General features: G+C 37.8%; 21 protein-coding genes and 1 pseudogene. 10 read left to right on the forward strand and 12 right to left on the reverse strand.

Features of this window, described 5'->3' with window-relative positions:
• Positions 1-100 precede the first annotated feature (100 nt).
• From LZP46_RS07295 to LZP46_RS07305, 3 genes are read left to right on the forward strand one after another with little or no spacing between them, the layout of a single operon-like run.
• A complete protein-coding gene (locus LZP46_RS07295) occupies positions 101-556 on the forward strand; it encodes a helix-turn-helix domain-containing protein (RefSeq protein WP_004973749.1) in 456 nt (151 codons plus the stop codon).
• Positions 557-572: 16 nt separating this feature from the next.
• Positions 573-1,112 (forward strand): IS630 family transposase, encoded by a 540-nt coding sequence (locus tag LZP46_RS07300; protein WP_141730351.1) that lies wholly within the window; start codon positions 573-575, stop codon positions 1,110-1,112.
• A gap of 9 nt (positions 1,113-1,121) precedes the next feature.
• A complete protein-coding gene (locus LZP46_RS07305; protein ID WP_236095134.1) occupies positions 1,122-2,237 on the forward strand; it encodes a hypothetical protein in 1,116 nt (371 codons plus the stop codon).
• Here LZP46_RS07305 and LZP46_RS07310 read toward each other — a convergent pair.
• Positions 2,199-3,289 (reverse strand): IS4-like element ISAba1 family transposase gene (locus tag LZP46_RS07310; protein WP_085940413.1). Its coding sequence is split into 2 segments (ribosomal slippage): positions 2,199-2,749 and positions 2,749-3,289, totalling 1,092 coding nucleotides; the frame shifts between segments, so codons are not numbered across the junction. The two genes, LZP46_RS07305 and LZP46_RS07310, sit on opposite strands and share 39 nt — an antisense overlap.
• Positions 3,290-3,345: 56 nt before the next feature.
• On the opposite strand from LZP46_RS07310, the gene LZP46_RS07315 reads away from it, so the two are divergent.
• Complete coding sequence (locus LZP46_RS07315) at positions 3,346-4,581, forward strand: hypothetical protein (protein WP_236095135.1); 1,236 nt, start codon at positions 3,346-3,348, stop codon at positions 4,579-4,581.
• Positions 4,565-7,753 (forward strand): tyrosine-type recombinase/integrase, encoded by a 3,189-nt coding sequence (locus LZP46_RS07320; RefSeq protein ID WP_136143948.1) that lies wholly within the window; start codon positions 4,565-4,567, stop codon positions 7,751-7,753. The genes LZP46_RS07315 and LZP46_RS07320 overlap by 17 nt, the downstream gene beginning before the upstream one ends.
• A 355-nt stretch (positions 7,754-8,108) precedes the next feature.
• Here the strand turns inward: LZP46_RS07320 and LZP46_RS07325 are convergent, their stop codons facing one another.
• The 8 genes and pseudogenes from LZP46_RS07325 to LZP46_RS07360 all read right to left on the reverse strand — a co-directional run bounded on the left by LZP46_RS07325 (position 8,109) and on the right by LZP46_RS07360 (position 13,758).
• On the reverse strand, positions 8,109-9,374 hold the full coding sequence (locus LZP46_RS07325; protein WP_178319675.1) for a transposase: 1,266 nt from the start codon (positions 9,372-9,374) through the stop codon (positions 8,109-8,111).
• A 185-nt stretch (positions 9,375-9,559) separates the two neighbouring features.
• A pseudogene (locus LZP46_RS07330) lies at positions 9,560-9,715 on the reverse strand (phage/plasmid replication protein, II/X family); the annotation flags it as partial.
• 391 nt (positions 9,716-10,106) lie between these two features.
• A complete protein-coding gene (tnpC, locus tag LZP46_RS07335; RefSeq protein ID WP_236095136.1) occupies positions 10,107-11,753 on the reverse strand; it encodes an IS66 family transposase in 1,647 nt (548 codons plus the stop codon).
• A gap of 74 nt (positions 11,754-11,827) precedes the next feature.
• Positions 11,828-12,094 (reverse strand): IS66 family insertion sequence element accessory protein TnpB, encoded by a 267-nt coding sequence (tnpB, locus tag LZP46_RS07340; protein ID WP_236095137.1) that lies wholly within the window; start codon positions 12,092-12,094, stop codon positions 11,828-11,830.
• 65 nt (positions 12,095-12,159) lie between these two features.
• The gene (locus tag LZP46_RS07345; RefSeq protein ID WP_163169974.1) at positions 12,160-12,543 is read right to left on the reverse strand and encodes a transposase; all 384 of its coding nucleotides are present in this window, start codon (positions 12,541-12,543) and stop codon (positions 12,160-12,162) included.
• An 82-nt stretch (positions 12,544-12,625) separates the two neighbouring features.
• On the reverse strand, positions 12,626-12,949 hold the full coding sequence (locus tag LZP46_RS07350; protein WP_236095138.1) for a hypothetical protein: 324 nt from the start codon (positions 12,947-12,949) through the stop codon (positions 12,626-12,628).
• 16 nt (positions 12,950-12,965) lie between these two features.
• Positions 12,966-13,145, reverse strand: a complete 180-nt coding sequence (locus tag LZP46_RS07355; protein ID WP_236095139.1) for an EndoU domain-containing protein — start codon at positions 13,143-13,145, stop codon at positions 12,966-12,968.
• A 154-nt stretch (positions 13,146-13,299) separates the two neighbouring features.
• Complete coding sequence (locus LZP46_RS07360; protein WP_096902547.1) at positions 13,300-13,758, reverse strand: DUF2147 domain-containing protein; 459 nt, start codon at positions 13,756-13,758, stop codon at positions 13,300-13,302.
• Between the two features lie 420 nt (positions 13,759-14,178).
• On the opposite strand from LZP46_RS07360, the gene LZP46_RS07365 reads away from it, so the two are divergent.
• The 4 genes from LZP46_RS07365 (at position 14,179) to LZP46_RS07380 (ending at position 19,232) form a co-directional block, all read left to right on the forward strand.
• Positions 14,179-16,038 (forward strand): ABC transporter ATP-binding protein, encoded by a 1,860-nt coding sequence (locus tag LZP46_RS07365; RefSeq protein WP_236095140.1) that lies wholly within the window; start codon positions 14,179-14,181, stop codon positions 16,036-16,038.
• Positions 16,039-16,266: 228 nt separating this feature from the next.
• Positions 16,267-17,295: a helix-turn-helix transcriptional regulator gene (locus tag LZP46_RS07370; RefSeq protein WP_236095141.1), complete on the forward strand. Its 1,029-nt coding sequence runs from the start codon at positions 16,267-16,269 to the stop codon at positions 17,293-17,295.
• Positions 17,296-17,366: 71 nt separating this feature from the next.
• Entirely contained in the window at positions 17,367-17,741 is a 375-nt protein-coding gene (gene gcvH / locus LZP46_RS07375; protein WP_070155698.1) for a glycine cleavage system protein GcvH, read from the forward strand.
• A 294-nt stretch (positions 17,742-18,035) separates the two neighbouring features.
• A complete protein-coding gene (locus LZP46_RS07380; RefSeq protein ID WP_236095142.1) occupies positions 18,036-19,232 on the forward strand; it encodes an MFS transporter in 1,197 nt (398 codons plus the stop codon).
• Positions 19,233-19,354: 122 nt separating this feature from the next.
• On the opposite strand, the gene LZP46_RS07385 is transcribed toward LZP46_RS07380, so the two are convergent.
• Positions 19,355-20,413: a 3-deoxy-7-phosphoheptulonate synthase gene (locus tag LZP46_RS07385; RefSeq protein WP_236095143.1), complete on the reverse strand. Its 1,059-nt coding sequence runs from the start codon at positions 20,411-20,413 to the stop codon at positions 19,355-19,357.
• 517 nt (positions 20,414-20,930) lie between these two features.
• Complete coding sequence (locus LZP46_RS07390) at positions 20,931-22,046, reverse strand: S-(hydroxymethyl)glutathione dehydrogenase/class III alcohol dehydrogenase (protein WP_236095144.1); 1,116 nt, start codon at positions 22,044-22,046, stop codon at positions 20,931-20,933.
• A 237-nt stretch (positions 22,047-22,283) separates the two neighbouring features.
• Between LZP46_RS07390 and LZP46_RS07395 the strand changes: the two genes are divergently transcribed.
• On the forward strand, positions 22,284-23,807 hold the full coding sequence (locus LZP46_RS07395) for a phospholipase D family protein (protein ID WP_236095145.1): 1,524 nt from the start codon (positions 22,284-22,286) through the stop codon (positions 23,805-23,807).
• Positions 23,808-23,885: 78 nt separating this feature from the next.
• On the opposite strand, the gene LZP46_RS07400 is transcribed toward LZP46_RS07395, so the two are convergent.
• Positions 23,886-24,470 carry a uracil-DNA glycosylase family protein gene (locus LZP46_RS07400; RefSeq protein ID WP_236095146.1) on the reverse strand — a complete coding sequence of 195 codons (585 nt, stop codon included), beginning with the start codon at positions 24,468-24,470 and terminating at the stop codon, positions 23,886-23,888.
• Positions 24,471-24,749: the final 279 nt, after the last annotated feature.

Here is a 24,749-nt window from a genome sequence, read left to right on the forward strand (position 1 = left end):
TAATATCTATAACAAAATTAAAATTTTATAAGTATAGTTATAAGTTGACAAAAATAACTAATCATGCGAAAAAGTTTTTTTAGTTAACAGATGTTCACACATGCCTCGAATTGTTTCTGTACCACTTAGTTTAGAACAGCGAGAACGACTCATTTTTCTGGCCAAGCATGCAAAACATTGGCGTGAAAGACAACGTGCCCAAACTATTCTCTGGCTTTCTGAAGGTAAAAGTGTTGCGGAAGTTGCCACTCTACAAGAACGTATCCCAGAAACCATAAGGCTACAACGCCGACGTTGGGAATTGTATGAGTTTGAATCGATTAAAGAAGGTCATCGCTCAGGTCGGCCCAATACATTGATCTCAGACTATCAGGCAAAAATCCTAGATTGGGTCAATACAAGTCCACTCAATGCAGAACAAATCCGAGTCAAACTACATGAAGAATACGAAGTGTCCGTGTCTGTTGAAACCATTCGTAAGTTTTTACGTGATTCAGGTATGGTCTTCAAGCGTACCCGTCATAGCTTGAAAAAAAAGAGATCCGATTGCATTTGAACAAGCAACACAGCAGATTGAAAAATTACGAGAGCAAGCGGCACGTGGTGAAATTATATTAGGTTATGTTGATGAAACAGGGTTTTCATCTACACCTGATAACCGCTATGCATGGACAAAGATAGGTGATGTTCATGCGGTTGATGCAATAAGATTAAAACGAGTTAATGTCATGGGGTGTTTGCTTTCAACGGGGAAACTGGTGACAAGTTGTTTACAAGAGTCAGTTACAAGCACTTGGTTTTATGCCTATTTAACTGGAATAGCTCAACAAGTAAAACAGACTTATAACCTTCCATTGGTTCTTATTGTTGATAATGCCTCGATTCATAGAAGTAAAAAGATGGCTGATTACAGAGAGCTACTTAAAAGTAACTTTTCGACGAATTTGTATTTTATTCCAGCTTATAGCCCTGAGTTAAATCGAATCGAGATGGTATGGAAGCAGATGAAATATTATTGGCGAGATTTTCAAGTCATGACAGCTGATAAAATAGAGCAATGGGTGGAGAGAGTATCAAACCAATTCGGAAAAGAATACATGTTTACTTTTTAATGACAGCTTATGCACGAAAGTGAAACTAAGCCCCTTCCTCAACCCAAAATTTTATTATCAGACTTATTAAAAAAGCTTTTTAATGCAGAGGATTTGTGTCTTCATGCACATATTAACTTTATCGCAGATCTATTGGTTTACCATGACTGCTCAGATTATCTTAAGGGGCTTGTTCTCAGTGAGATTGAGTTTGATATTTCTACAAGTTCACCACCTCGCATTCCCGCTACTCTCCAAGCGTCTAGAAAATCTAAAATTGGTGATTCCCCAATCACGTATTACATCAACAGTATTGCCAGCATTTATCATGCGCACACGGAACTACTCACCTGGAATGTGCTCGTCCTTAAAGCAGCACTATATTTATTAGCGTTGCCTCAGATCAAACCAGATTTATTTGAAAAACAACATACAGAGCATCTCAATACGATTAAGCGCTTATTTCAGCGTTTCCGCGTTGCAAACAAGTCTTTTTTTGCAAAAAAAAAAGATGCTCACGCATTAGATTATCAAGCATTCTTAACTCTTAAATTCCCTGCTTTATTTCTATCATTAGAGCAATTTGTAGAGTCTGCTCTTCAACCTGAAGCAGATCAAGAACTAAATGATTTTCAGAAAAATTTCTGTGATGAATTACGTATTGCATTCAATTATGTACTAAAAAGCCGTCCAAAAATTGCCAAATCAAGTGTAGATAGTAAACTGCAATATCGTACATGGGATACCGATGGAACTATTAACGAAATCATTGAGACTAAAAAAAGTAATAGAGGTTTAGCTAATGAGCAAGCCCTTGACGAGCAAGAAGACCCCGCTGTTATTGTTCAAGCAGATCAGATTACACCACTTGCCAGACATTCTAAAAATGCCCAACGTATGGCACTTTCGTTAATTCCAAAACATATGCAACGACAAGATCATTTGCTCACTGCAAGTTGTTTACTCCCAAGTGTTTATACTATTTCTGACCTAATTACATACCTGTATCATGATGATAAAAAACATAATGATAAAAGCGTGCTCGTTGTATTACTTTGCTTAATCACAGGCGTTGGCTTTAAAGACTGGCTCTGTACACGACAAATTTCACAGAACCCTTATCCTATCAGGGTTCTGCCTTCTTAAAATTGCCAAAATTTCCTTAAACTCTTCTTTTTTCCCAAAACCAATTAAACGCTGAATCGCCATTTGAACATAGTCTAAACCATAGCGAAATAAACTCATTGAGAGTCGTCCATGCTTCTTTATTTTTATCGCTTTTTTTTGATCATGTTGCCATTCACCCGTTAAGTAACACCAACAGAAGCTTATAGCTAACACCGCAATCAATTTTTTCACTCGTCTAGGGTCTGTCAAGCGCGTATTTTCAAGATTAAACCCGCGTCCTTTGAGACAACTGAATAAGGTTTCAATTTCCCAGCGTAATGCATAATCCTGAATAGCATTGGCATTAAACTGAGGAGAAACGACGAGTAAAAGCTCTCCATTTTCTAACTGTAGTGCACTTATATATAGTTTCACCCGACCAACCAAAATCCGTCGTTTACGACATTCAATTTGACCAACTTTAAGATGGCGAAATAAATCACTAATTTTATGATTCTTTCCTAAATGATTGGTGACAATGAAGTTTTTTTAACACGAATGCAGAAGTTGATGTCTTGTTCAATTAACCATGTAAACCACTGCTCACCGATAAACTCTCTGTCTGCGAACACATTCACAATACGGTCTTTACCAAAAATGGCTATAAAGCGTTGAATCAAAGCAATACGCTCTTTCGTATCTGAATTTCCACGTTTATTAAGCAATGTCCAAAGGATAGGTATCGCTATTCCACGATAAACGATTGCGAGCATCAGGATATTAATATTTCGTTTTCCCCATTTCCAATTGGTTCTATCTAAAGTCAGTTGCACTTGGTCGAATGAAAACATATTGAAAATCAACTGAGAAATTTGACGATAATCAAAATACTGACCTGCAAAGAAGCGCTGCATACGTCGATAAAATGATTGTGGTAAGCACTTGATGGGCAAGGCTTTAGATGCAGAAGAAAGATTACATGTTTGCTTTAAAATAATCACAAGCATGATGAGCGCAAAGCACTTTAAATGTGACTTGTTCCATTTTAGATATTTGTTTAAGATAAGATATAACTCATTGAGATGTGTCATAGTATTCGTCGTTAGAAAACAATTATTATGACATTATTTCAATGAGTTATCTATTTTTGTCGTGTACAGAGAAAGACTGGTTAAATTTTCAAAAAAGGCGTGTAAAAAGATTAAATCATCGCCAAGTCATTAAATTGCAAAGTGACCAATACTATCTCTCAACCAAATTCAGCATTTTTGAAGATGCAACGTTTGAATATCCGGAGTCACTGATCAATAACACCGTTCATTTAGATATCCCTATCCCAAATCACTTTATTGATCGTATCAAAGCAGAACCAATCATCACTGAAGATGAGCTAAAGAAAAAAATTAGAATAATAAAAGATGAAGTCAAAATTCCTCAGCTGAACTTATCAAAAACTAGCTCATTACTGCATCATGTTATTTTGCAAAAAACAGGCAATAGGCAACTTGCTGACATCATCACTGGTGTAGATGCAAGTCACTCTTCTTCAAGCTCTTACTGCCATTACAATGTAAATAAATTACAAAAAAATTATGTCAAAGTTTTATCTGAACTATGTACACAGCTCGCTGAAAATGACTACGGTGATATTGTCTATAGTGATCAGTCCATCTGCTTTGGTAGCCAAAAAGCACCAAGTAAAAATGTCATAAAGGACATCCTTTTCTATCTTTACACCAAAATTTATACGACTTCAGATAACGACTGGGTAGAAAGTTTTAATGCTTATAGCATTTGGATGTGGCATATCCTACTTTTGTTTACCGCTGCACGACCTGTTCGGGACTTTCCAGGTTTTTTGAATAATATAAGTTTTCAGCAACAGACAATTATGCTGTCTGACAAAGAGGTCGGTGGTAGACGTGGCTTTGGACGCTTGATTCCACTTTGTGCATTTCTCATCGGTGAATTAAAGAAATATCTTCGTTTCCTCGAACATATCCAACAACATTACATGGCGATTAACCGCGAAATCTCAGCCCAAATTGATGCCATATTTAATAATGAACAGCCTCTGTTAAATCTTTTACAAAATGGCACACTCACTCCGCTTACACCTTCCAATGTGCGTGACTTTCATCCTGAAGTTGGGTTAGCACATCCCAACTGGCACCGCCATACAACACGTGCCTTTCTCACCAACAAACAAATCCCCGAGCCTTTAATACTTGCACTTTTTGGACATGAAGCCTTCCAACAGGAAGCCGCACATCCATTTTCTAGTTTGTCTCTGAACCAATATCGCGCGCTCGCAACACATTTAAATGAAATGCAGGAATATTTTGAAATTATTGGAGTGAATTTAAATGTCCTCATCGCTTAAAAAAGCAGATCAACTGTTTGCCGAAAAGAAACGAGAACTTACTCGACAATTAAATGAACAAAAAATTCAAAATGAAGTTCATGCTTCACTCCGCAAATATTTTTCAGAACAGCAGTTTGATCAGAATCCACATTTGCTAGGTGATTACGGCGAGGTTTATAGCCACATCAAGAAAAACTCTACGAGTAAAAAGTGGATCAAGTTTGCATATGATTTTTTTGAAGATTACATCAAAGAGTTAAATGCTCAGCATCGCTTGGATTTAGAGCTGCCTCATGCTGTTTTAGATATTAAAAGAGATAAGCCTATCGTGACCATGAGCTGGAATGCCGATGGTCATGAAATAAATGACCTCGTACAACAGCTTTATAATTATTGGGAATTGGCTGAAAGCTGTGACTCATTCTCAAATGAGGAAATCGTGGGCAATATTATATTGTCTGCCATTCTATTTGGTGGCTTAAATGAAAAAGCTGAACTTAATGCCTTGCTTGAACACCTCAGAAATCCAGTAAAAGTACGCCATTATAAAGACCTTAATATTCTTTTTTTAGAATCCCATTCTAATCATTATGGCGATATTTTTATTGATGAATATACTGTTCGAAAATCTAGAAATTTTATTCCAGACCCCGTCACACGTCTGTGGCTAATACATTTTAATCTGAGAGATATTCGACATGTTCATCTTCCCGTAGAGGGCTATCTTGAGTATATCTTTCGAAAAATAAAGAAAAAGTTTAAAAAAAATAGCTTATTGCATTTACTTCAGCATGCTCGCTACAACTGGTTACAGCTTCCCAACGTAGATATAGATCCGGCGCTCTCTGAATGCCTCATCGGGAATTTACTCAGTTGTGGTTTACCCGAACAAGAGTTTGAGCGTTTTGTGCAACCAAAATTTAAATATAAGCATGAGCTCACTACTGAAGTCATTCATCAGTCTAAGAATTTACCTCCACAAACTGTTTATTTGCATCATGAGCAAGATGCACTAAAAGATGTACTAAAAATTCATAAAGACTTATTAAAAATTATTCGTCTTCGCCAAACAGATGCCCCAATCTATCAACTCATGATCGATTATTGTATGGAGAATGCAAAACTCTTTAATGAATACAGTAAACGAATCACCCTGTGGTTAATTAGTCTCTTTAAACCACCTCAAGAAGATATAGATCTGCTAGCTCAGAGATTTGATTTTTGCGCTACAATTTTTGCTAAAATCATTTCCAACAATAGCCAGTTAGCCAAAAGCTCAATTTACACATACTACACTCGAATTGGTGAGCCTTGGCTAATCTATTCTTTACAATATCAATTTTCTGAGGACGATGAAGAAACACGCCTGCAAAAAATATATGCACAGATTTATCAAAATAACTGTATTGCTGAAAGTCTGCTCGAAGATACTGTTAAAAAATCGGCTGCTCAAATTGTAAAAACACTCAAACGTTTTCATCAATTTCAAGAACAACTATTCGATGCCCCAGCATTCACTTTAGAGACGCTGGATCAACAAACCAGACCACGCACACGTATTATCAGCCCAGTCACATTTCAACTGTTAATCAAAAAACTTCAACAAGCACATCTACAAAATATCATCTCTCAACATGACTATGAAAATCTTAGTCTTATTTATACGCTTGCTTACAGAACTGGGATGCGAATTAATGAAATGATTGGTTTACGTATCAAAGATACTGAAGGATTAAACAGAATATCATTATTGGTCAAGCCATATGGGTCAGAAAAAATAGGCAATGAACACAGATTAAAGACTGACAGCGCGCAACGTAGCGTGCCCGTGTATTGCTTACTCAAAGCATCTGAGTATCAACAATTTCATCAATATGTTGTCAAACAGCGGTTAACAAAAAAACCGAATGATTATTTATTCAGTCAGTTCAATGAGAATAAGAAACTCAGCCAGCACATGCTGACTGCACCCTTTAAAAATTTTATGGATCAGTTATTCAAGCAACATCACTATACATTTCATTCATTTAGACATTCTGCAGCAAATCATTTAGCATTAATTTTTAAATGTGATTATCATTTTTTGTCTGATAGCCTCACAGACTATACGGAAGTTGAATATAATCAGCTCAGGGCTGAGTTATTACGTAATTCAATTGATCAAAATCATTGGATTATCATCGCACATCTTTTGGGGCATCTCGAACCCATCGAGACCTTTAAAAGTTATATTCATGTAGCTTACTTTATTGCAGGTTATCAATTTTCCAAATATCGCCCATTACTAAGCAATGGTTTGGTTAAGAAAATGCTGGGGATAAGCAATTCAACACAAGAGTTACATTTTCTAAAATCGCTCAATGATCAGTCTGAATTCAATTTTGAAATGCATGCTACAACGCTCTGTAAACTCCTTCTAAACAATCAAGAAAAATGGATAGCGAGCAATGCTCACACACTACATGCAGAATTAGAGGTAAATCAAACGCAAGAACATTGTATTTTTGACTATTTTGTCGCGACTCCAGAATCTAAAATCGATCTTGATCTATTTTATAAGGCACTCTGCTTATTAGAGTTATACAAATATGATACGGAGCGCGTAGCACAAGAACTTTGCCTATCTCATGAGCTCATCAAGTATTGGTATGACAATGCAATCCAACTCAAACAACTTAAATCTAGAAAAAACAATCCAAGACTTTTTCATATAACCGAACTGCAATACATCAAACCGTCAATGATTGATACTAATGAGGACCTTTTATTGGTAACACATTTTTTTAACCATCTACAAGCCTGCTATCAAAAGTCACCTGAAAATATTAGGTATGTCTTAGAATTCTTTATTAATCACGTAACTGCTTCACATACAGGTTTACATTCAACGCGGAAAAATATTCAGAATCTGGAAAAATTCTACTATGCGGCCAAAGATCTGTTTCCTGCCAACATGTGGCATTTACTTGGAATAGATATGGTTAATTTTTTAAACAAAGAAATTACGCCGAATCTACTCAAACTTGCCAAGGCAAATCAGAAACTAGAAGGTTACCCAACAACAAAAGAAAATAATGCACGCTTACAGCTATATTCCTTAAAACAAGGCAAAGCACTACCGGCTTTTAAATTTTGTTTACATCTGGCTTGCATTGGTAGGCCTGCTCAATTGCAGTTAGAAATAAAATGACTTCAATAAATCATCGTAACGGATACTGCTTAACTCTCGTGCTACACCTAAGTTTTAATGGTGAGTGTCTGTTTTAATTTTTTTTGGGGGTTATACAGTTAATTAATGCTGATAAAAGCCTAGGCTGGCCATATATAATTCCATCAACCTGATTTTTTACCATTCGGTTTACCTAATTAATCATCACAAAATTATGTTGGTGATAATTTGGTAAATTTTTAAAAACTTATGTGACCACAATTAAACGATCTTAATAAAAATTAATTCCAATAAAAAATATTTGAAAACGTAAATTGTTTATTTTATTGTACTTATATACACCATACGCGCCAACTTAAGCCATGTTGATGATATTTCATACACTCTGGTGCCTCCTAAATAACATTGAAATATCATCTGTAAATCGTTGTAATTTCCTCTTCCTAGGCCGCTCCGACATACTTTTAATACTGCTTGCTAGATTGGCTTCAAAGCTTGGATATTCTGCTAACAAACTGTATTTAATCTGATCATTCAAGTCTTGAATTAGCCGCCAAGGACTTAAGTTTCGGTTTTTATCGAGTAAACTAACACCATGATTAAAATAATGTTGTTTATAGATTTTCTCTACTAAAACTGCGTAAAGTAGCTTTCCGAGTAAATAAACCTCAGCTAATTTACCGTCTTTTTTAGCCCTTAGTAAATCTATGTTAAGCAAGCTTTTTAATCGTTTTATATATAGTTCGATTTGCCACCTGGCTTTATAAATATTTTGAACTTGAAGCGTACTAAGAACCTGCGGCGGAATCGTTGTAAATACCAGCATCCAGTTCGTTAAGTAAAGTGTTTGAGCTCTGACTTTTCGCCCATTTTTCTTAGCAAAGGTCATCATTTCTCGACGTTCATTCTCTGCAACTTTTGTGTTTTTAGCTATCGCATGGACATAACCCTTGATCCTCTTATCGCCTAAAATCATATAACACTCAATCACCTGATTTTTCTCAGACCGTGATATAAGTTGCTGATGCCAATCAATCTTAAGCTTTTGATTATTCGAATTAAATGTATAGAGAGGCATGGAGTTCGGTGTATATCTGACAATGACATCAGCGCCTTGATCGACTGTCGGCATAATGGTTTGAACTCGACTATAGCCACGGTCAGCCACAAAGACATAACCCTCACGAAGCTGATAATGCTGAAGTTTTTCGCCAACTTTGTCTGTTGTAACAACAGCATCAGTGAGCGTTAAATCCATCAAATCTATGCCGAGATGTAGTCTATAGCTCGTTTGTGTCGCACCTGGTTCCTGAACGGTAGAGCCATCTACAGCTATAAATTTTAAATCGCCTTCTGTATGGTTATGATCTGTGGTAAGAGTTTCTTTTAAAAGTGATTTAATCCAGTCAGCACAAGATATTAATCTCTTTTTTACGGCTTCGTCGCTGATTGCGGAATAAGTTTCAGTGAATTTTCCAGCGCATGCTCTTAAAGACAAATCGAGGCCACAATACAGCATAAGTAATTTAAACAGTTCTAAAGGCGATTTAATTTTTCTAGCCCGTTGAAAAGCATTACAATTTATCGCCATTTGTTCAATATTTGAAGGAAGTACTTGTAATAACTGTTGAAAATGAATCATGATACGCCACGGTGGTTGTGTTTTGTGTTAGCGCATTAATAAATACAACCACCTTTTTTATTTTTCAAGCGATAATTATAATATATTTCAACAGTTTAAGCCTTAAGTTGGCGCGTATGCTTATATACACAGCAATTTATACAATTTAATGTATATTATGTTGGTGACTATTGCTAATATCGGGCTATTTTTGCAAATACAGTATCGTGATCTAGGGCTTTCATAGTATGACCCTCCAAAGCTTCAAATAATGGTTTATTAGCTAGTTGCCATATTTCAGTTAAAAAATTTGGATGTGCATGTTGGTATTTGATTAACTCAAATACATTTAAAGGAATATTGCATATTCCTGCATAAACCTACCACCTATTCCTATTCGTTCCCTACCACTAATTCCTGTTGCAAGTCTGCCACTTAGGGCTTTATTCAACAATAGAATTACAAGAAGAATGAACCTCATAAAAAGGCTCTAGTTCCTTTATTTTTCAAGTCAAGTTCTTATCCGCGATTCGGGTTACTATAGTCAATTTTCAATTAGTTTGGTCGAATATTCGTAGAAAAAACCGAGCTAAAGTTAACTCGGTTTTAGATAGCACAGGCTTATTTACCCACTCAAATTTTATTAAAAATTATATTTCCAAATAAATATAATTTTCCAAATCTGGGGATGATTTATTAAAATCAACCCATGCATTTAAAATGTAAGCGTCCGCTGAATCCCATACCTATTTTTTAATTCGATTTAGGTTTCCAGCAGTGTGGCAGTAACTCTTCAATCTGGGTCACTTTGTGTGTCGGTAACCTTTTCAGCACATCACTTAAATAGGCATACGGATCCAAGCCATTCAGCTTTGCTGACTGGATTAATGTCATAATATTGGCTGCTCGCTGACCGCTGCGCAGCGAACCTGCAAACAGCCAGTTCTTGCGCCCCAACGCCCAGGGACGCATCTGATTCTCGACCCAATTATTGCAAATAGGTAGATTGCCATCATCCAGATAGCGGCTTAAAGCTGGCCAACGCTTCAGAGTGTAATTGATGGCCTTGGCGGTGGGAGAACTCGATGGCACTGTCAGTTGATGTTGGTTGAGCCATTCATACAGTTGTTGCATCACTGGTTGACTATGCTGTTGTCGGTATTCGCGGCGGTCTTCCGCTGTACCATCGGTCTTTTTCCTGAGCTCTGCTTCTATCGCATACAGTTTCTGAATCAGCACTAATGCCTGTTCAGCGACCTGACTTTTTTTGGTCACATGCAGTTCATGGAATTTACGACGCGCATGCGCCATGCAGCCCACCTCAATGACCTGACCTGATTTAAAGCGTGCTTTATAACCACTGTAATCATCACAGACTAGATAGCCCTGCCAGCCTTTCAAGAACTCTTCAGCATGCTGGCCTGAACGACTATCCTGAAAGTCATAGATCACCGCCTGAACTGGATTGTACTGTGTGGTGGCATAGGCCCAGACATAACCTTTCTTCGGTTTTTTATCATTCTCACCCATCCGCATGATGGTGACCGGTGTTTCATCTGCATGCAGCACCTGCTGTTGTAGTACCACCTCTTTTAAGGCATTGGCCAGAGGTTCCAGTTCTACACCGCAGCGACCTATCCAGTCAGATAAAGTTGATCTAGAAAGTTCGATTCCCGCCCGCTGATAGATCAGACGTTGACGGTACAGCGGCAAATGATCGGCATACTTCGATACCAGCACATGGCTGAGCAATTCAGGTGAAGCAATGCCTTTATCAATCACATAGGCAGGCATCGCTTGCTGAGTCAGAATGTCACACTGATCACAGACCCATTTACCACGCACATGCTGTTCCTTATAGAACTGTGCCGGTCTGAAATGCAGTTTTTCACTGACATCTTCGCCGATACGACGGAGTTGGCAGCCACAAGCACATTGGGTTGATGCAGGTTCATGCTCAATACGGATGGTGTGTAGATGATCTGGCAGCAGTCGACGTTTAGGTTTGTTGACTGTGGCTTTGTGTGTCGCTGCATCGGTTTTATCTGCATTCAGTCGTTCCAGTTCCAGATCAACAGCTGCGATATCTTCTTCGACCGCCTCATCCCACAGATGGATTTGTTTTGCGGTGAGATGTTCGTTTTTACTGCCGAATTTATGCTGTTTAAACAGCGCCAGTTCATGCTCGTATTTTTGATTGAGAATAGAAAGATGCTGAACTTTAGAATCTAATTGCTGATTGGTGACTTCAAGATGTTGAACTTTGGCATCTAATTGTTGGTTTGATTTTTCTAATTCTTGATTTGATTGTGCCAGAGACTGATGCTGCATCGCCAACTGCTGGGTAAATTCCAGCAGTTGTTCATGGGTCAGTTGGCTTAAATCTGGCAGCGTATTCATGACCGCAGTATGCCTGAGGTCATGAAGAGAATGAAATAGAACGTTTGGAGGATGGCAGAATGGTCGAGCTTGGTTTAGAGCATCGTCACCACCTGCTGCAATCCAATTCTCTGCCAGGGCAAACCTTGGATCAGTGCCTGTAACTGTTCCGGGCTGAGAGCTACATTTTCACCCTGATGAACTTTAGTCCAGTGGAATTTTCCCTGTTCCAGCCGCCTGGCACACAGCCAGATGCCCAGTCCATCATGTACCAGCACTTTCATACGATGGCCACGTTTATTACAGAACAGGTAGGCGCAATGCGGTTTGATTGAGCCAAAGGCTTTCATAATCTGCGCCATGACCGTATCCATCCCTGCTCGCATATCCAGAGGTTGGGTGGAGAGCCAGATTTCATCAATGCGGATCATGTTGCAAGTACCTTGAGTAATTCTGCTAAGGCAGGTATTTCTGATGTCTGCCATTTTAGCTGAATATCATTATTCGTATGAGGCACGGTGATACACAACGTGATCCTCTCATCAATAGGTTGGCTGATTGCAGCAGTGTAAGGCAAAGCAATAAATGCTGGATTCACATGAGTAGGATCTTGCACGGCACCATCATGATGGCTGAAGATCCTGATCCAACGACTGACAAGGTTGGCATTAATACTATGTTGCAGTGCGACCGAAGCGATCGAGGTATTAGGATTTTTGCAGGCATTGACAATACTGAGTTTGAATTCTTTGCTGTATTTTCGGCGTTTTTTAGCAACAGGAGGTGTTGCTGAATATATATCCATGTTCATGGATTAAGTCCCCACTTGTTTTTAGGTGGGAACTAAATTAAGGCTTATAGGATCGCTTGGTAAGGCTGTGTTAGCCGGATGCTTACTTTAAAATTTCCATAAAACAATCTAAAGATAAATAAACATAGTATTCATCGTCATAGAGTGAATATAGCTTAACTCTACCATCAACATATTCACTCCCCCAAGCATCACGATCCCATATTGTAGAATTACAACTATTTCCACCTTCCTTAAATATTTCAACCCCTTTTTCTAGCCATGCGATTGAATTTATTCCTGCATCATCAGTTAATACACCATGCAAACAATTAATGGTCTTTTCATCTACACATTTAATTTCAACTGCAGGCATTAATTTATGTTGTTCTACACCATCAAAATACCAATAAAACTTTATCTTCATATATCGCTCCAATCTTCTATTGCATCGACGGTTTTGGATAAACAGTAGTTTTAGGTTGTAAATAACCAGTAACTTCAACCCCACTTGGTGTTTTTCCTTGCCACATATTAGGTTTATTAGGAACAGGCTGACGATTCTTATAGGCAGCATCTACCTCAACCTTAAGCCTATCAGCAGACCAACTATCTGGGAACATAGTTGAAACACCACCACAAATAAATATTAAGTAATTGATATGTATTAAGTTATTTTAAGTATTCGGTATCTCAATTTACCTTATCATTCACAAAAAGATAAAAAGCTACTCAATCTTTCAATCAAGTAGCTTCAAAAATACGCCGTACAATCTGTTAAAGTTTTTTCCAAGTCATCGTGCTAATCGCATTCGCGCTCTTGGCTTTGCCATATACTTTCATTTGATTATTCGCCGCATTTAATTGAGCATCAATTTTATAGACATAACCATCTTTCGGGTTAATCCATTGTCCTTGCGAAAATTGTTTTGGATTTGAATTTGCTACCAAGCCTTCTAATGCCTGCATGCCTTTTATGGGCTGATTCTTTAAGTTGCCTTGGCATTTGCTACATACCTCTAATTGAGTTGTGCCTACCGACAATAAATTTCGAGTAATTACAGCACTATATTCCGAAGTTTTAGAGTTCTTACGAATCACAATTTCCGCAACATAATGCCCTGTATGATCATCAATTACTTTCCATGTACCAATCAATGGATCAAATGGCATGGCTTGAACAGGAAAAATAAATCCAAAATATAGTGCAATTGCACCTAAAAAGTTACGCATCATAAAAATATCAACTTAAAACCAATTTACAGCACGGTTGTGCTAAAAATGGGCGTGATTATAGCAATCAATGTTGAGTTTAAATAAATTTTTCATAAAAATTAAATATTTATATGCTATTGGTTCGATGAAATATCATTAAAAATGTGAACCAATACGCTTTTTATGGGTAGATGAATTTTGATGCGTTGCAGCTTTATGCATAAAAGTGAATCTGTAACGTGGTTTTGTATGCAAATTAACCATCTATATTTCTTCTTTCAACATTTGCTGTGTTATGGCGTAAACTAGACCTACAAGCTGTATCACTATAAGTTAAGAAATATTCACAGGAATGCTCTTAACTTTATCCTAAGTTTTTGTTTTTACTGTCTTAAATTTATCTATCTTTAAATTTAAGTTTAGTCATCAAGGTAATATCGTATGCTCAAGTGGTTCGAGAAACTTATAGATCCTTATCCAAATAAAGGTTTGACCGAACCCTTGCCAACCACTTTTTTTGCCTTTGTTTGCCAAGCAACTTCAGGTGTGCGCCCATATTTATTGTTATTGGTTGTATGTACTGCAGGCGCTGCCAGCTTTGAAGCTTTGTTATATGCAAAAATTGGCGATTTAGTCACATGGCTTAGTCAAAGTAAGCCAGACACTTTCCTTGCCCAACATCAACAGAACCTTACTTTGCTGTTTTGTATTTTATTGGCGAATATCTTTTTTGCCAGTGCGCAGTCGATAGTGAAGCATCAGATACTATACAGCGGTTTTCCAATGCGCTTGCGTTGGCGTTTCCATAATTTAATGCTGCAACAAAGCCTAGATTTTTTTCATAACGATTTTGCAGGACGACTGTCTGCCAAAGTTATGCAAACCGCTTTAGCCGTACGGGAGTTTTGGGTCATTTTGGGCGATATGCTTGCCTATGTATTCATTTACTTTATTACAATTAGTCTGGTGTTGGGCGCAATTTCTCCAATACTCATTTTGCCATTATTGCTATGGCTGGCTTTATTTATTCTTGCCGCAGTTTATTTTGTTCCACGTTTGAGCAAAGTATCTAATGAACAAGCCGATGCACGTGCGGTGATGACAGGACGTGTGACGGATGCTTATACCAATATTCAAACCGTAAAATTATTTGCGCATGCAGGTCGTGAAAGCCAATACGCCAAAGCATCAATGCAAGAATTTATGTTGACAGTTTATAAACAAATGCGTTTGGGCGCTCAATATGAAATCAGCATTAATTTACTGAGTGTGGTGCTGTATGTGGGTGTTTTAGGTACTGCTATTTGGCTTTGGCTCAATGGTCGTGCTGAATTAGGTATTATTGCTGCCACCACAGCCATGATTCTCAAATTGAACAGTATTGCCGAGTTTATGATGTGGCAGACCTCTGCCCTGTTTGAAAATGTCGGCACTATACAAGATGGTATGAAAACTCTTGGACGTCCAATTGCGATACAAGATAAAGCCGATGCGAAGCCATTACAAGTTACTCAAGGCGAAATTCTGTTTAAAGATGTAAGTTTTGCATATAACAGTAAAAACGTGATTGACCAGTTTAATCTGCATATTGGTGCAGGCGAAAAAATTGGTATTGTGGGACGCTCAGGTGCAGGTAAATCGACCTTAATTCAATTGCTTTTACATTTTTATGAGCTTAAACACGGCTCAATTATGATTGATGGGCAAAATATTGAAGATGTGACCCAAGACAGTTTGCGTAAAAACATTGCACTTGTGACTCAAGATACTTCACTATTACATCGTACTGTGGCTGAAAATATTAAATATGGGCGACCTGACGCCACCGATGCAGAAATGTTTGAAGCAGTACGCAAAGCTAAAGCAGAGGAATTTATTCCACAATTGACCGATTTACGTGGCAAAAAAGGCTATGAAGCCTACGTGGGAGAACGGGGTGTTAAACTATCAGGCGGACAACGTCAACGTATTGCCATTGCCCGTGTTTTCTTAAAAGATGCGCCTATTTTAATTTTAGATGAAGCCACCAGCGCGCTTGACTCTGAAGTTGAAGCGGCAATTCAGTCGAGCCTTGATGAACTGATGCAAGGTAAAACTGTAATCGCGATTGCACACCGATTATCCACCATTGCACAAATGGATCGTTTAATTGTGCTTGATCAAGGACGTATTGCAGAACAAGGTACGCATGATGAGCTAGTTGCGATGAACGGAATTTATGCACAACTTTGGCAGCGTCAAACAGGTGGTTTTTTAGTTGAACAAGATAAAATTGTAAAACCATCAACAGATAAACATTAGCATATCCAGCAACTTTGCTGTTACTCAGGCTTTGATGAGATGCAAATTTATCGCATGTAGTCAAAGCCTGTTTTGTCTAACAATTTTCATAGAATTTCTTTAATTTTCATGCCAAGATGCAATATATCATCTACATTGTGATGTCGCCGTTTGGCAAACCAAGATATGCATAGATGACAGTCGCTAAGGTAAATTAAAAATAAAATTAGCAAATGCAATGGAACATGCATGAAAACAATATCAGCACGTCAGGAACAAGGTGTTCCAGGGGTCTATGGCTTATTGGTTTTAGATGTTGTATCCCGTTGGGGCTATAACGCAGATACCTTATTTGCACCATTTCAACTCAATAGCGAAATGTTGGCAGACCCAGAATTTCGGATTCCTACGCCTCTTGCCAATGAATTGGTCAAACACGCTTTAAAACTCACAGGTGAATCGACGCTCGGTTATCATCTTGGTACGCAAATGCGTATTTCAATTCATGGCTTTATAGGCTATGCAATTATGACTGCGCATGAAATTAGTGATGCACTGATTTTAGCCAATCGTTTTATTCAACTGCGTATGCCCTTTTTACAGTTGTTTTTCTCGACTTTTGGTGAAAAAGCCAATCTGCAATTGCAGTGCGACATTCACATGGAACCTTTACGCACAGAAATCGCCATTGCTTTAATCATTGGCATGATTACCATGAGTAAAGCCATGACAGGTACCCATCACTTTACGGGCGAAGTCGATTTTGATTTTCCTAAACCTGCAGGTTTTGAGCAATATTTTACTAAATTCCCTGATCATCAATTTCGTTTTGATCAGCCTTATTTAGGTTTAAGTTTTGACAAGCAATATCTGGGCTTAAAAATGATTAATGCCGATCCTATTGCCAGTCAAATTGCGATTAATCAATGTGAAGCCGAACTTTCAGCTCTAGGTGAACGTCGTCGCATTTCTATGCGGGTGCGTGATATTTTAACCCACGCAGAACAGCATTATTTAAGCATTGAAAATGTTGCCGACTATTTACACATGTCAGACCGCACACTTAAACGCCAACTGGCTGCAGAGGGTACTTCATTTTCAAACTTGGTTGATGAAGTCCGTTATAGGCATGCGACTTCCCTGCTTTCCCGTACGGACTACACGCTTGAACAAATTGCCGATGAATTGGGTTATAGCGATGTAGCTAATTTTAGTCGTGCTTTTAAACGCTGGAGTGGGCGCAGTCCGAGCAATTGGCGTAAAGATCCGTATTTATAAACTTTTGTTTTTGGCAAAAAGCATGTATAAAACATGGCAAAAAGGTTCGATACAATTTAAGGAGTTAACTAATGAATCACCCAGCGGAATTAAAATATGCAAGAACACATGAATGGGTGCGTATTGAAGGTGATTTGGTCGTCACGGGTATTTCAGACCACGCACAAGATGCTTTAGGTGATTTAGTCTATGTAGAAGCGCCTGAAGTTGGTCAAAAAGTCATTGCGGGTGAACAAGCTGGTGTCGTTGAGTCTGTTAAAACAGCTTCAGATATTCACGCACCTGTTTCAGGTGAAGTTGTTGAAGTAAATAGCAATTTAGATGATGACCCTGACTTTGTAAATGATGAACCGTATGGCAAAGGCTGGATTTATAAAATCAAACCAGACAATATGGCAGATGTAGAACAACTTTTATCGAGTGCGGAATATGAATCTGGCTTATAAGCCTTAAATTTGCAGTGTTTAATCGCTCAAATTCAAAGAAATCAGCTTCGGCTGATTTTTTTTGCATTGCAATTTTCGAAATAAATAAAATTATCTTTATTTGATAAAACAATTAAAAAAATAGAATTAAAATCTAATTTTAGTTTTAATTTTATTAAAAAACTATACATTTCACATAAATGGGTTTATTATTTTTTGTATGATCTTACTGTGTGATAACTTGCAATAACAAAGCATCTGTATAAAAAAGGACACATTTCACGCTGCTTCACTCACCATATATAGGTTTAAGTTATGTCAGCTATAAATGTCGAACATTTATGGAATAAGTCATTTATTTTCTGCTTATTGAATAACTTGTTCTTATTCATATTTTATTTTGCGCAAACGACAATTTTGCCTATTTATATTGTGAATGAACTGGGTGGTAGCCTGTCACAAGCAGGTTTAGCCATGACTTTGTTTATGTTATCTGCAATCGCGATTCGTCCATTTTGCGGGCTGATTATTGAAAAATTTGGTTATAAAAAGACCTTATACGTATCTGAAATCATGTTTTGCTTATGTAGCGTGGCGTATATCTTTGCCGATAACTTAATGTTTCTTTTAGTGTTACGCTTTTTACATGGGATTTGGTTCAGCATTGTCACTACAGTTACCGTTCCTATTGCCAATAACTTTATTCCAGACAGCCGAAAAGGCGAAGGCATGGGCTATTTCTTAGTATCGTTGAATTTAGGGATTGTATTGGGACCTTTAGTTGGTTTAGGTTTGATTCAAACCATTTCCTATTCAGCTATTTCAACTTTATTGTCTTTAAGTGTTTGGGTGGGTTTTGCTTTTTGTTTGATGATTCCGCTTGTGGCAAATGCGAATAAAGTAAAAGTGGCATCGACACCAAAACGTAAATTAGGACTGTATGATTTTGTAGAGAAAAAAGCTCTGCCAGTTTCACTGATGGCGATGATGGTGTCTTTTGCGTATGCCAGCATTATGTCATTTATTTCAACTTTTGCAGAATCACGCCACATGCTGTCTTATGCTAGTTTGTTCTTTGTGGTATTTGCAATTTCTATGATGAGTTTGCGCCCGATTACAGGCAAAATTTATGATCGTCATGGCCCAAGCGTGGTGATTTATCCTGCAATTGCCCTATTTGCTTTAGGATTAATAGTCTTGAGCCAAGTACAAAGTGTGATTGGTTTTATGTTCGCAGCAGTATTGATTGGTGTCGGTTTTGGCTCAGCACAACCATGTTTACAAACCATTTCAATTCAACGCTCCCCTAAAGATCGTATTGGTCATGCCACATCTACGTATTTTTGTTGTTACGATATTGGTATCGCCTTAGGCGCGTTAATTCTAGGTTGGATTATTGCAGGTTATGACTATACCGCAGCGTATTTGCTGTGTGCTGTTTTGACATTGATCAGTTTAGTCTTCTATAAATTTGTTGTAGCAAAACAACCTAATTCAGACATTCAGGCTTAGTTTTTAATGGCAGCAAAAGTATTGTTATTTTAAAAACTAATCTAAGAAGAGTTGATTTTTAAATACTCTCCCACCCAAAAAACCTGAAATTTAAGGTTTTTTGGGTTTATGGAGTTTTCTTTTTATGCAGTTTTAGCCAAAATCTGACGATTTAAGCTTTCAGCGACCTCAATGAGCAGTTGCTCAGTTTTATCCCAACCCAAGCAGCCATCGGTTACAGATTGACCATAGGTCATATCGCAAGAAATCTTTTGATTCCCATCGACCAAATGACTTTCTAACATGATGCCACGGACTTGCGTCTGTTCACGTTCTGCCACAATGGTACGCAAGACTTGCGGTTGTTGTTGTGGATCTTTATGGCTATTGCCATGACTACAGTCAATAATCAATGCAGGCAACTGCCCTTTGGCTTTTTGCTGAATTTTCTCAATTTCTGCCAAATGATAATTTGGTCCTGAATTTGTGCCACGTAAAATTAAATGCGCGTGTGGATTACCTTGTGAAGACAAAATAGCCGGTAAACCTGACTGACTCATTCCCATGAATTGATGTGGATGACTCGCCGATTGAATTGCATCTAAGGCGATTTGAATGGAGCCATCAGTTCCGTTTTTAAAACCAATGCTATAAGGCATGGCACTGGAAATTTCACGGTGAATTTGTGATTCACTGGTCCGTGCGCCAATTGCACCCCAAGCCAGTACATCATCAAAATATCCTGTTGCCATTGGACTTAAAATTTCAGAGGCAATTGGTAAACCCATTTCTATAATTTGTAGATACAGTTCACGTGATTTTTCTAAGCCTAGTTGCATATTTGCTGAGCCATCTAAGTTTGGATCATACAAAAAGCCTTTCCAGCCTATTGTGGTACGTGGTTTTTCGATATAGGCACGCATCACCAAGAAAATTTGATCTGAAACTTGGCTTTGTAATTGCTTTAATTTTTCTGCGTATTCGAGTGCTGCTTGCGGATCATGAATTGAACAAGGTCCTGCAATGACCAATAAGCGAGGGTCTGTGCCCGCTAAAATGTTCTGAATAATTTGTCGATGCTGTGCGACTTGTTGTTTTAGTGCAGATGAAACTGGGAGTTGCGCTTTGAGTTGATACGGTAAACTTAAACTAATTTCAGTATTGTTGGTTTGTTGTTGTAAGGCAGTATTTAAGGCATTCATTGGTCTGTTCCTTTGGACTGTTTCTCTTTTTTACAGTCCGATCATTTATTTCAGCGTTGTGGGTCTAATGGATTGCAAGGCTTGGGGCATAGATTGACTAAAGTTAAACCAATAAAAGTTGTTAAAATATGAATAATTAACGTTATACATGATTAAATCTCCGAAAAACCTATAAAATTCAAAACACCAGACATAAAAAAACCTGATCAGGGTTGCCGATCAGGTATCAACTGGTGGGCAACCTTTTGCCCGAACGCGACTCAGGCAATCATTGAAAATGCCAAAAGTAATAGTAAGCGTTTGCGATTAAAGGTTGCTTTAACATCTTGTTTTCATCAAAAAATGAGCTGTTAAAATTAAAATACGCTGTATTGTTCCGTTTGGCAATCCTTTTTGCAAAATAATTTTTATTGAATGTATCTATTAAAATTAAGCTGCTGTTTTAGCGAATCCAGGGGTTAAAAAAACCAAGCCGAAGCTTGGTTTTTGTTGGGTCTTTATTTAAGCGCGTTACTTATCACTGATTAAAGTGAATCACACCACAAAAAGATTTACCCTCATGCATTAAATCATATGCTTCATTAATTTGGTCTAGCCCCATGGTGTGGGTTACAAATGGTTCGAGTTGAATATCACCCTTCATAGCCTCTTCAACCATGTCTGGCAATCGCGAACGACCTTTTACACCACCAAACGCAGTTCCTTTCCAAGTACGACCTGTCACCAATTGGAATGGACGAGTTGAAATTTCCTGACCTGCACCTGCAACACCAATAATAATGGATTGTCCCCAACCACGATGCGCACATTCCAAAGCGGAACGCATCACATTGGTATTTCCAATACATTCAAAAGAATGATCTACGCCCCAACCTGTTTTTTCAACAATGACTTCCTGAATTGGGCGGTCATAATCTTTTGGATTTAAGAATTCGGTTGCACCAAATTGTTCTGCCAATTTGAATTTCTCTGGGTTGGTATCAATGGCGATAATACGGCTGGCTTTGGCTTTATGCGCACCTTGCACAACTGCTAAACCAATACCACCTAAGCCAAATACCGCAACGGTATCGCCTTCTTGGACTTTTGCAGTATTTTTAACTGCACCTAAACCAGTTGTAACACCGCAACCTAATAAGCAAACTTGCTCATGATTGGCTTCAGGATTAATTTTTGCTAAAGATACTTCAGCAACTACCGTATATTCACTAAAGGTTGAACAGCCCATGTAGTGATAAATCGGTTGTCCATTATAAGAAAAACGTGTCGTGCCATCAGGCATTAAACCTTTACCTTGTGTCGCACGTACGGAAACGCATAGGTTGGTTTTACCAGATTTACAGAATAAACATTCGCCACATTCTGCTGTGTAAAGCGGAATCACATGATCGCCTGGTTGAACACTGGTCACACCCTCACCAACTTCAACAACAATACCTACACCTTTATGCCCAAGAACTGCAGGGAAAACACCTTCAGGATCTTCACCCGATACGGTAAATGCATCGGTATGGCATACCCTTATGTGGGTAATTTTGATCAAGACTTCTCCAGCCTGCGGCGGTGCAACATCAATTTCAACAATTTCAAGCGGCTGACCTGGGCCGAATGCGACGGCTGCACGTGATTTCATGAGCAAATTATCCCTAAAAAATACATTAACAGATGATAAGGGGCTGCTGACAATTCGTCTATGTTTGCGATGTGAGAGAGATATCTCGCAAGCTATTTATAAAATATCAACAGACTCTCACAATACCCTCTTTCTATTCAGAGTTTCAAGCATTAACATGTGGGTAATCTCCATGTATAAATACAGAATGACTTAAGAATAATCATGAAGATCCAAAGATCTTGTTACTGGCTTGGAATGTTCGCTTTTTACGCAATTTTACTGACAGGATGCAGTTTACCGACGAATCAAGCGAGCAAAGATAGCCCTGTTGACCATTATGTCGATCATTGGCTGAATGGTCAGGAAATTGATGCACATTTATCCCAAAATTTAACGGCTTATCTTTCGCTAAATGATGCCTTTGGTAGCATCGCCTCGCGTTTATATTTGATTCAAAATGCACGGCATCATTTAGATTTACAATATTACATTTGGGAAGATGATTTAATCGGCCAGTTGATGTTGGCTGAACTGCTCAAAGCAGCCGATCGTGGTGTAAAAGTGCGCTTATTAATTGACGATCAAAATGGTACACATCTTGATCAAACTTTCAAACAGCTTGCTCAACATCCTAATTTTGAAATAAAAATTTTCAATCCATACAAATATCGGCATTTTCGTGTCATGGATTATTTGTTTCGTTTTAAACAAATCAATCGCCGTATGCACAACAAATTAATTATTGCCGATGGTGCAATTGCCGTGACAGGTGGGCGCAATATTAGCCGTGAATATTTTGATGCCAGTGAAAATTTTCAATTTACAGATATGGATATTCTATTCTATGGCAGCGCTGTTCCCCAAGCTAATGCCGTTTTTTTAGAATTTTGGAATGACGAACTAAGTTATTCGGTAAAGCAAGTATTAGGCACAGGAAACGCCTTGCAATTGCGTGAATTGCGTCATCGCTATGAATTAAATAACAAATATAAAGATAAAATTCGTAAACGCGTGGATAATGCACAAGAAGAAATCAACATCAAATTAGAACAACATCCTGTACAGTGGGTATGTGCGTATTTTGTCGCAGATTCGCCAAATAAAATTCGAGGTAGAGCACAAGGCGAGCAACTCATTTATAAGCAAATGTTAAAGTTAATGGGTGAACCAAAACAACATATAGAACTGGTTTCTGCCTATTTTGTTCCAACGGATGATGGGCTTAAAACACTCACTCAACTGGCTGAAAAAGGAATACAGATACGCGTATTAACCAATTCATTTTCAGCCAATGATGTACCTTTGGTACATTCTTTTTATCAGCAGTATCGCGTAGATTTACTTAAATCAGGCATTCGTTTGTATGAGTTTAAGCCTTATATTGAACGAAAAAAGCGTACTTGGTACGAAGTTGCAACGGGTAACGTAATTCCCGCAAAAGGCAAAAATGCCTCAAGTTTACATGCCAAATTCTTTGATATAGATGGTATGGTCTTTGTAGGCTCTTTTAATCTTGATCCTCGTTCTGCCTACTTAAATACCGAAGTTGGCTTGGTGTTAGAATCTGAACAATTGCAAAACGATGTTTCTCAATCTTTAGACCGTTATTTGCCACAAATTGCGTATGAACTGCAATTAGATAAAAACGATCAAATTATTTGGTTAGATCATCAGGCAGATGGCAGTATTCAAACCTATCATCATGATCCTGAAACCACACAGTTCCAGCGTTTTATGATGAAAACACTGTCATTATTCCCTATTGAATGGATGATGTAATGACAATAGATAGACATTAGTTGATTGAAGCGTATTTTTCTTTCTCTGCCATCACTGTGTACAATTATTTAAAGTTTCTTATAGTAAGCCTATTTCTTTAAATAAGTTAAAATACGCTTCTGCCTTTTTCTCCAAAGCCAAAGGATAGGCTCTTGAAGATGAAGGCATTCGGTATAAATGCAAATCACGCTTGGCGAAATAACAATGTGTCGCCTGCCCAATTTGAGGTTTTTCGGCAGATTCAGGCATAGATAACATAAGTGTATCTGTCGCCTTATCGCCCGTGGTCATAATGCTTTGACATAAAGGTATCTTGCTTAAAAGTGCTGCAATATCCATTGGTTTTTCAATCTGTAAAAATTTGTCTGATGCATTGCCTTTTAAGCGAATCACCTGCTGCGCCGTATCTGAAATAGCAATACCTGTAGTGTTTAGAAAATCAATAATTTTATGCAGATGAAAATTTTTAGCTTCTAAATCTAAAAAGTAGTTTTTATCTTGAAAAAAGCATAAGCCAAAAATTCGCCACATATCATTTTGATAATTCGGATAATAAAAATCCATTTTCCAACGGCTTTTAGGGGGTGGAAAACTACCTAGCATTAACAGCTTGGCATTGGCTGGTAAAAAGGGTTCTAATGGATGGGTTTCTATTTTTGACATTGTTTAAAATCAATTGGTTATAATGCAATTTAAAAAAATAATTTTGACTAAATATCAAAAGATTGTTTATTAAATTTTAGCATAATTACAGGTTTCTCAACGATACAATCCATTCCATTAAATGCTTTTTTAATTAATTCCTGCAAAATTCCTGCAAAACTTTTGCAAAACTATTATGGAAAATACAGAACGCATTGACCATTATGACAAAATAAAATTATGAAAATTTGGTGCAAAAATGGGTGAATTTTCATAAAAAAATAGCAAAAATTAAGTCAC

The organism is Acinetobacter sp. SCLZS86 (assembly GCF_021560715.1).
In the GTDB taxonomy this organism is placed as follows: Bacteria; Pseudomonadota; Gammaproteobacteria; order Pseudomonadales; family Moraxellaceae; genus Acinetobacter; species Acinetobacter towneri_A.

Excerpts from the sequence above, each read along its gene's own strand:
- LZP46_RS07295 (WP_004973749.1), top strand. The coding sequence starts at position 101 with ATGCCTCGAATTGTTTCTGTACCACTTAGTTTAGAACAGCGAGAACGA.
- LZP46_RS07305 (WP_236095134.1), top strand. The coding sequence starts at position 1,122 with ATGCACGAAAGTGAAACTAAGCCCCTTCCTCAACCCAAAATTTTATTA.
- LZP46_RS07320 (WP_136143948.1), top strand. The coding sequence starts at position 4,565 with ATGTCCTCATCGCTTAAAAAAGCAGATCAACTGTTTGCCGAAAAGAAA.
- LZP46_RS07325 (WP_178319675.1), bottom strand. The coding sequence starts at position 9,374 with ATGATTCATTTTCAACAGTTATTACAAGTACTTCCTTCAAATATTGAA.
- tnpC (WP_236095136.1), bottom strand. The coding sequence starts at position 11,753 with ATGAATACGCTGCCAGATTTAAGCCAACTGACCCATGAACAACTGCTG.
- tnpB (WP_236095137.1), bottom strand. The coding sequence starts at position 12,094 with ATGGCGCAGATTATGAAAGCCTTTGGCTCAATCAAACCGCATTGCGCC.
- LZP46_RS07345 (WP_163169974.1), bottom strand. The coding sequence starts at position 12,543 with ATGAACATGGATATATATTCAGCAACACCTCCTGTTGCTAAAAAACGC.
- LZP46_RS07350 (WP_236095138.1), bottom strand. The coding sequence starts at position 12,949 with ATGAAGATAAAGTTTTATTGGTATTTTGATGGTGTAGAACAACATAAA.
- LZP46_RS07355 (WP_236095139.1), bottom strand. The coding sequence starts at position 13,145 with ATGTTCCCAGATAGTTGGTCTGCTGATAGGCTTAAGGTTGAGGTAGAT.
- LZP46_RS07360 (WP_096902547.1), bottom strand. The coding sequence starts at position 13,758 with ATGATGCGTAACTTTTTAGGTGCAATTGCACTATATTTTGGATTTATT.
- LZP46_RS07365 (WP_236095140.1), top strand. The coding sequence starts at position 14,179 with ATGCTCAAGTGGTTCGAGAAACTTATAGATCCTTATCCAAATAAAGGT.
- LZP46_RS07370 (WP_236095141.1), top strand. The coding sequence starts at position 16,267 with ATGAAAACAATATCAGCACGTCAGGAACAAGGTGTTCCAGGGGTCTAT.
- gcvH (WP_070155698.1), top strand. The coding sequence starts at position 17,367 with ATGAATCACCCAGCGGAATTAAAATATGCAAGAACACATGAATGGGTG.
- LZP46_RS07380 (WP_236095142.1), top strand. The coding sequence starts at position 18,036 with ATGTCAGCTATAAATGTCGAACATTTATGGAATAAGTCATTTATTTTC.
- LZP46_RS07385 (WP_236095143.1), bottom strand. The coding sequence starts at position 20,413 with ATGAATGCCTTAAATACTGCCTTACAACAACAAACCAACAATACTGAA.
- LZP46_RS07390 (WP_236095144.1), bottom strand. The coding sequence starts at position 22,046 with ATGAAATCACGTGCAGCCGTCGCATTCGGCCCAGGTCAGCCGCTTGAA.
- LZP46_RS07395 (WP_236095145.1), top strand. The coding sequence starts at position 22,284 with ATGTTCGCTTTTTACGCAATTTTACTGACAGGATGCAGTTTACCGACG.
- LZP46_RS07400 (WP_236095146.1), bottom strand. The coding sequence starts at position 24,470 with ATGTCAAAAATAGAAACCCATCCATTAGAACCCTTTTTACCAGCCAAT.